Genomic DNA, 3,592 nt, shown 5'->3' on the forward strand with positions numbered 1-3,592 from the left:
TGGGGAATCCCGCGCCTTACGTTGACCCCTCGGTTTTGGTTGCCGCCCTATGATGACCCGAACTCCTCTTCGCTCTGTTGGCTCCAGCTTGGCCCCCAGCCCTCTCTGGTACAAAGACGCGGTGATCTACGAAGTGCCGGTGCGGGCCTTTGCCGATAGCGATGGCGATGGCGTGGGCGACTTCCAGGGCCTGACGGAAAAGCTGGACTACCTGCAAGATCTCGGCATCACGGCCATCTGGCTGTTGCCCTTTTTCCCATCCCCCCTGCGGGATGATGGCTATGATGTTTCTGATTTTACCAACGTTAACCCCACCCTGGGCACCCTAGAGGACTTTAAAATCTTTCTAGATGCCGCCCACCAACGCGGGATCCGCGTCATCATCGAGCTGATCCTCAACCACACCTCCGATCAGCATCCCTGGTTTCAGCGGGCTCGGCGCGCCGCCCCCGGCACGCCTGAGCGGGATTTCTACGTTTGGAGCGATACCCCCGAAAAGTACAAAGAGGCCCGCATCATCTTTCAAGACTTTGAAACTTCCAACTGGGCCTGGGATCCGGTGGCCAAGGCCTACTACTGGCATCGCTTCTACTCCCACCAGCCGGATCTCAACTACGACAACCCTGCCGTGCAGAAGGCCATCTTCGAGGTGGTGGACTTTTGGCTGAGCATGGGGGTGGACGGCCTGCGGTTGGACGCGGTGCCCTATCTGTACGAGCGGGAGGGCACCAACTGCGAGAACCTGCCGGAAACCCACGCCTTCCTCAAGGCCCTACGCAAATACATTGACGAAAGATATCCCAACCGTATGCTGCTGGCGGAGGCCAACCAGTGGCCGGAGGATGCTGTGGCCTACTTCGGCGACGGAGACGAGTGCCACATGGACTTCCACTTCCCCCTGATGCCACGGCTCTTTATGGCCATCCAGATGGAGGATCGCTTCCCCATCATCGACATCCTGCAGCAGACTCCCCCCATCCCCGAAACCTGCCAGTGGGCTATTTTCTTGCGCAACCACGACGAGCTCACCCTGGAGATGGTCACCGACGAAGAGCGGGACTACATGTACCAGGTCTACGCCAAGGATCCCAACGCGCGGGTCAACCTGGGCATCCGTCGCCGCCTGGCCCCGCTGCTGGGCAACAGCCGCCGCCGCATCGAGCTGATGAACAGCCTGCTGTTTTCTCTGCCCGGCACGCCGGTGATCTACTACGGCGACGAAATCGGCATGGGGGACAACATCTACCTGGGGGATCGCAACAGCGTGCGCACGCCGATGCAGTGGAGCGCCGACCGCAATGCCGGCTTTTCTCGCGCCAACCCGCAGAAGCTCTACCTGCCCATCGTCATCGATGCCGAGTACCACTACGAAACCGTCAACGTGGAAGCGCAGCGGAACAACCCCTATTCCCTGTGGTGGACGATGAAACGGATGATTGCGGTGCGCAAGCGCTTCCAAGCTTTTGGCCGCGGCTCTTTTGAGCTGCTGCACCCGGAAAACCGCAAGGTGCTGGCCTTTATGCGGGCCTACGGCGACGAGCGCATCCTGGTGGTGGCCAACCTCTCTCGCTACGCGCAGTTTGTGGAGCTGGACTTAGCCCACTGGGAGGGGCTGATCCCGGTAGAGATCTTCGGGCGCACGCCGTTTCCTCCCATCGGCCAACTGCCCTATTTCCTGACCCTGGGCCCCCACTCCTTCTACTGGTTTTCCCTCGAGCCACAGCGACCAACGGAGCGGATCCACCCCAGTCACAGCAAACCGGAAGAGCCGGATCGCCTGCCCACCCTGATCGCCCCCACGTGGGAAAGCCTCTTTCAAGGGGAAAGCCAAGAGCGGCTGGAGGCGGTCTTGGGCGACTACCTCTACCGCTGCCGTTGGTTCGGCTCCAAAGCCCGCCAAATTCAGTCGGCCCAGATCTTGGATGCCATTCCTTGTAATCGGGAAGGGGATCCCCCCTTTCGGGGCCAGATTTTGCTCTTGCAAGTCGAGTTTACCGAGGGGGAAGCAGAACTCTACTCTCTCCCCGTGGGCTACACCACCCAAGAGGCGGCCCTGCACCTGCGCGTAGAGACACCCCAGGCAGTCATCCTCCCTGTGCAGGTGGCCGGGGATCCGCCGGGCGTGCTTTTCGACGCGCTGGCCGATAAAACCTTTTTGTCGTTGCCGCTGCAGATCATCGCCCAGCAGGGCCGCCTGCGCCACTCCTCAGGGGAGCTTTGGGCCACCACCTTTGCTCCCTTTGAGTACGACCTCGGCCTTGAACCCCGCATCCTCAAGGCGGAGCAGAGCAACACCTCGGTGGTCTACGGCAACCAGTACATCCTCAAGTTCTATCGCAAGGTGGCCGAGGGGGTGAATCCAGAGCTAGAGATCGGCCGCTACCTGCTGGAGCACCATCCCCAGGTGCGGGTGCCGCGGCTGTTGGGATCCCTGGAATATCGCCGCCGCCGTGGGGCGCGGGGCTTTGATCCCAGCGATCAGCCCATCACGTTGGCCATTTTGCAGGAGTACATCCCCAACGAGGGGGATGCCTGGCACTACACGCTGGACAGCCTGGGGCAGTTTTTCGAGACGGTGCTGGTTCACTACCTAGAGGTGGATCCCGTGCCCGTTCCGCAGGGATCCTTCTTGGAGCTGTCTCAACTCCCCTTGCCGGAGCTGGCCTACGCCACCATTGGCAGCTACCTGGAGTCGGTGCGGATCTTGGCCAAGCGCACCGCCGAGCTGCACCTTGCTCTGGCCGCCGACACCGAAAACAAAGACTTTGCCCCCGAGCCCTTCTCCAGTCTTTACCAGCGCTCCATCTATCAATCCATGCGCAATTTGGTGGGGCAGGTGTTTCCGCTGCTGAACAAGCAGATCCCCAAGCTGCCGGAGGTGGAGGCCAAGTTGGCCCGGGCTGTTCGCGACCAAGAAGGGGAGATCATGAGCCGCTTCCGCCTCATCCTGGAGCGGAAGATCACGGCTTTGCGCACCCGCTGCCATGGGGATTACCACTTGGGCCAGGTGCTGTTTACCGGCAAGGACTTTGTCATCATCGACTTTGAAGGGGAGCCGGCCCGCTCCCTGGGAGAACGCCGCCTCAAACGCTGCCCCCTGCGGGATGTGGCAGGGATGCTGCGCTCTTTCCACTACGCCGTTCACACCGGCTTGCGCCAGCAACTGGAAAGCGGCCTGGTCTGCGGGGACAAGTGCCCCGACATGATGCGCTGGGCCCAGTTTTGGCACCGCTGGGTTTGTGCTGCTTTCTTGGCCGAGTATCTCCAGGTGGCTTCCCAAGGGGCTTTTCTGCCCCGCAGCCCGCAGGAGCTGGAAGTGCTGCTAGAGGCCTATCTGCTGGAGAAGGCCATCTACGAGCTGGGCTACGAGCTCAACCACCGTCCCGAGCAGGTGGAGATCCCACTGCGGGGGCTCCTCCAATTGCTGGGCATTTCCACCCAGGTTTGAGGGATCCCGGATGTGCGGACGGTTTAGCCTGGCGGTTGCTCCCGAACGGCTGCAGCAGCATTTTCAACTCGAGAGGGGGGCAGTGGCGGCGCTCCAGCCCCGCTACAACATTGCCCCTGCTCAGCCGCTGCTGGCGGTGGTGGC

The 3,592-nt window shown here is 61.6% G+C and carries 2 protein-coding genes; both read left to right on the forward strand.

Annotated elements, in window-relative coordinates; all coding sequences use genetic code 11:
• The first annotated feature begins 49 nt into the window (after positions 1-49).
• Entirely contained in the window at positions 50-3,448 is a 3,399-nt protein-coding gene (treS, locus tag NW852_RS10715; protein ID WP_414426729.1) for a maltose alpha-D-glucosyltransferase, read from the forward strand.
• A 10-nt stretch (positions 3,449-3,458) separates the two neighbouring features.
• Positions 3,459-3,592 (forward strand): SOS response-associated peptidase family protein (locus tag NW852_RS10720; RefSeq protein WP_414426737.1); only part of this gene is annotated, 134 nt, incomplete at its 3' end.

This window comes from Synechococcus sp. H60.1 (genome assembly GCF_047462335.1).
In the GTDB taxonomy this organism is placed as follows: Bacteria; Cyanobacteriota; Cyanobacteriia; order Thermostichales; family Thermostichaceae; genus Thermostichus.

Coding starts and splice junctions, on each gene's coding strand:
- treS (WP_414426729.1), top strand. CDS start 50: ATGATGACCCGAACTCCTCTTCGCTCTGTTGGCTCCAGCTTGGCCCCC.